Genomic DNA, 3,991 nt, shown 5'->3' with positions numbered 1-3,991 from the left:
CGCCACCTGCACCACCAACACCGCTATTTGTCCGAACAAACGGGAATGGTTAAAAAGTATTTAATCGAGGAAAACCATGATTGAACTCAGGGCCTTTACCTTTATCGATCAACTGCAAAAACAATTTGTGAGTTTCATTGGCAGTACGGCCCGGGGATATTACCCGATTGCCGGTCAGTCCGCACTATTCCTGGAAGTCGCTCCGGGTATAGAAATAAATTCGATCACGGATGTGGTCTTGAAAAAGGCCAATGTGCGTCCAGGGGCCATGGTGGTGGAAAGAACCTACGGGATGCTGGAAGTCCATGGCGATTCCCCGGCCGATGTGCGGGAAGCGGGGGAAGTGGTTCTGGACTATTTGGGATTGAAAGAAACCGACCGGCTGAGACCTAAGATTCTATCCGTCGAAACCATTGAACGGATGGACCCTTTTATGAGCCAGATCGTCAACCGTTTTCGGGCTGCCAGCCTGATGCTTGGCGATGAAACCCTCTATATCCTGGAAGTGGTTCCCGCCGGATACGCCGGTTTCGCGGCCAACGAAGCGGAAAAAGCGGCTGCGGTTAAACTGATTCATGCCAGTGTCTTCGGGGCCAGCGGTCGCGTCTATTTGGCCGGGTCTACCTCCGATATCCAGGCCGCTAAAAATGCGGTCGAAGAGGCTCTGGCCACCCTGACCGGGCGGAAACATTAGGATCTTTTGAGGAGTAGCCCAGCGAAATGACCAGTTCGGCTAAAAAGGAATTTTTTGAACGGATTATCAAGATTTATCCGGACCTCTCCTCTAAAAAGAAACGGATTGCCGATCTGATTATCAATGATTACAAAAAACTATTTTTAATGAAGGCCAAGGAAATCGCCAATGAATGCCAGGTGAGCGAACCCACGGTCACCCGATTTATCCTGGATCTGGGTTTTACCGGCTATGAAGAGTTTGAGCAATATCTCAAAGGACTGCTCCACGTTGAACTGACCAGCGTGGAGCGTATGCTTAAGTCTGACAAGGGGACCGACAAGGCCACTCCATTGAATACCTATTATCAAAACACCAGGCGAAACCTGGAGCATATGATCCATTCCATCTCGGAACAAGAAATTAAAAATCTGGCTCGCAAGATTTGTCAGAGTAAACTTGTTCTGGTGGCCGGTTATCGGGCTTCTTCCGTTTTGGCTATGTATTTTGGCTTTCTTTTGAAAAAGATCCGGCCTGGGGTGCAAATCGACACCCAGCTTTCCTGGGATGTGTTCGATCATATTGCCCTCCATGGTCCCTCCCTGCTTATAGTAGTCTTCGGCTTTCCCCGCTATCCTAATCAGGCCGTTGAGCTAATTGAATTCGCAAAACAGTACCATGCCTTTGTCATCGGGATCAGCGATACCCCCAAATCACCGATTATTACCCTTTCCAATCAATACCTGATCGTGGATGTGGAAGGGGTGTCTTTCGTAGATCCCTTTTCCCATATTCTAACCTTATTGGGAGCATTAATTCATGAGATTGCCTTTATGGACAAAGCGGCCACATTGCAACGTCTGAATCAGATCGAGGATGGAATAAGGAAGCGCCAAGTGTTTTTTTCGCTGGATACCGATTCACCCCCGGACGGCAACCCGCTCGAGGCCAAATATTACACACTTCTTTCCGCCGCGGAAGCAGATTTTCCAGGAGGGAAAAAAAGAAAAGGAGATGGGCCCAGATAGGCATAAACTTGAAATCTAAAGTATCGGTATGAAATTTGGGCAACAAGCGATGCGGGCCAAGGTCCTGCTGAAACTCGGGATAAAAGCGTGAATAAAAGAAGGGAATCCACCAAAGATGGCTTTAGATGAAGAGCGGCTCGAACAGATCGTGTCCAGGGTCATTCGTCGCTTGGAAAGCGAGGGGTTCGAGATATCTGAAGAATCTGCTCCGGAATCGTTCCCCTTGGCGGCAAGAGACGGGGTCTTTCCGGACATTGAAAGCTGTATTCAAGCGGCGGTCCAGGCCCAAAAAGAATTGATGGCCATGCCGCTGCGGAAGCGGGAGGAAATCCTGCTGGCTATCCGCCGGGTCGGGCATACCGGGGCCGAAACCTACGGGCGGATGGAATATTTGGAGACCGGCTTAGGCTCTGCGGAAGACAATATCAAGAAAAATCTTTCCGCCTGTGAAGTCCTGGGGATGGAAGATCTGACTCCGGAGGTTTTCGCCGGGGACAAGGGTGTAACCATCATCGAACGGATCCCGGTCGGGGTGATCGCTTCCATTAATCCGGTTACCAATGGGGCCCCTACCATCCTTTTTAATGCCATTATGATGCTGGCCGGTGGGAACACCGTGGTCAATAATCCCCATCCTAAGACAAAAAGCGTGGCGGCCCGGGTTGTTCGTGACCTGAACCGGGGTATTCAAGAGGCTGGGGGTCCGGCGAATTGTATCTGCTGCCTGCAGGAACCCACGATCCCTTCAGCCCAGCAACTCATGACCCACTCTCTGATCCGCCTGATTGCTGTAACAGGTGGGCACGGAGTGGTGGCTTTTGCCACCCAGACCGGCAAGCGGGTGATTGCCGGAGGTCCGGGCAATCCCCCAGTGGTGGTCGATGAGACAGCCGACCTGGATCGGGCGGCCCGTTGCATCATTGAGGGGGCTTCCTTCTCCAATTGTATGGCCTGCGCCAGCGAAAAAGAGATTTTTGTGGTGGATTCGGTGGCCGACCGGTTGAAGGCCCTGCTGAAACAATACGGGGCCTATGAAATTAAAGCCCCTCAAGGGCAGGATTTGATCCCCCATATTTTCAAGGAGGTCCGCGGCCCTGGCCAACCAGGGGTGATCAATATGGACTATATTGGTAAACCTCCCAGTTTCATTTTGCGAGCCATCGGCCTTGAAGTGGGTCCGGAGGCCAAGATCGTGATCCTGGAAACGGGGCCCGATCATCCCTTGGTCTGGACTGAGCAGATCATGCCGGTCATCCCCCTGGTTCGATGCCGGGACGCGGGGGAGGCCATCAACCGGGCCATCGCCGCGGAACAGGGCAACGGGCACACCATGGCCATCCACTCCAATAATATTACCAACATCCGGGCCATGGCCAGTAGGGCAAAGTGTGCAGCCTTTGTCAAAAACGGATCCTGCGGACTGGCCAGTGTGGGAGTGGCCGGAGAAGGGTTTGTTTCCTTTCACATCGCTACCAATGGGGAGGGGCACACCCGGCCCCGGGTCTTCACCCTGGTGCGGCGCTGTGTCCTGACCGATGACTTTCGCTACCGCTATGGTCTCAGGCTTGAGCCGGATCAAACAGATAATCGGGGACGGGAATAGCCATGGATAAAAATCAGATTGAACGGATCGTTTCCCTGATCTGGTCGGAAATGAACCCTGCCGCCGGTTCGGGGCAGGCGTCTTCAGCCGCGGAGACCGCCTGGGGGGTGTATGGGGCCATGGAAGAGGCCATTCAGGCGGCGGTCAAGGCCCAGGCGGCATTGGTCGAGCTTTCCCTGGAACTGCGGGAAAAAATAATTCAAGTCATAAGGCAGGTGGGGTTGGCCAACCGGCGGACCTACGGCGAACTCGAATTGGCCGAAGCCGAATTGGGGGCTGTGGAAGGTACCATGTTGAAGATCGAGGTGGCTTGTCAGGCCCCCGGCCTGGAGGATCTGGCCCCCGAAGTCTTCAGCGGTGATCGGGGGACCACGCTGCTGGAAAGGATTCCGGTCGGGGTCATCGCTTCGGTCAACGCCGTCACCAACGCCGCCCCCGGCATCCTCCACAACAGCATCCTCATGCTGGCCGGCGGGAATTCTGTTGTTTTCAATCCCCATCCCAAGACCAAGGAGATTTCGGCCCGGGTGGTCCGGGATCTGAATCAGGCCATTGTCGATGCCGGAGGCCCGCCGGACTGCCTGACCACGGTTGCGGAACCCTCGATCCCCACGGCCCAGATGCTGATGACCCATCCCCTGGTGGACATGATCGCGGTTACCGGCGGACACCGGGTCGTGGAATTTG

At 54.0% G+C, this 3,991-nt stretch carries 4 protein-coding genes; all 4 read left to right on the top strand.

Translation table 11 applies throughout. The features are described 5' to 3' along the window. Positions 1 to 76 precede the first annotated feature (76 nt). Positions 77 to 694: a hypothetical protein gene (locus tag HY879_23045; GenBank protein MBI5606221.1), complete on the top strand. Its 618-nt coding sequence runs from the start codon at positions 77 to 79 to the stop codon at positions 692 to 694. A 26-nt stretch (positions 695 to 720) separates the two neighbouring features. After that, entirely contained in the window at positions 721 to 1,701 is a 981-nt protein-coding gene (locus tag HY879_23040) for a MurR/RpiR family transcriptional regulator (protein MBI5606220.1), read from the top strand. 115 nt (positions 1,702 to 1,816) lie between these two features. Continuing rightward, the gene (locus HY879_23035; protein MBI5606219.1) at positions 1,817 to 3,304 is read left to right on the top strand and encodes an aldehyde dehydrogenase; all 1,488 of its coding nucleotides are present in this window, start codon (positions 1,817 to 1,819) and stop codon (positions 3,302 to 3,304) included. Positions 3,305 to 3,306: 2 nt separating this feature from the next. Further along, positions 3,307 to 3,991, top strand: a 685-nt coding sequence (locus tag HY879_23030; GenBank protein ID MBI5606218.1) for an aldehyde dehydrogenase family protein, incomplete at its 3' end; no start/stop codon positions are given.

It is taken from the genome of Deltaproteobacteria bacterium (assembly GCA_016219225.1).
In the GTDB taxonomy this organism is placed as follows: domain Bacteria; phylum Desulfobacterota; class RBG-13-43-22; order RBG-13-43-22; family RBG-13-43-22; genus RBG-13-43-22.
The sequence above is the reverse complement of the archived record's forward strand: the minus strand, read 5'-3'. Positions and strand labels throughout refer to the sequence as shown.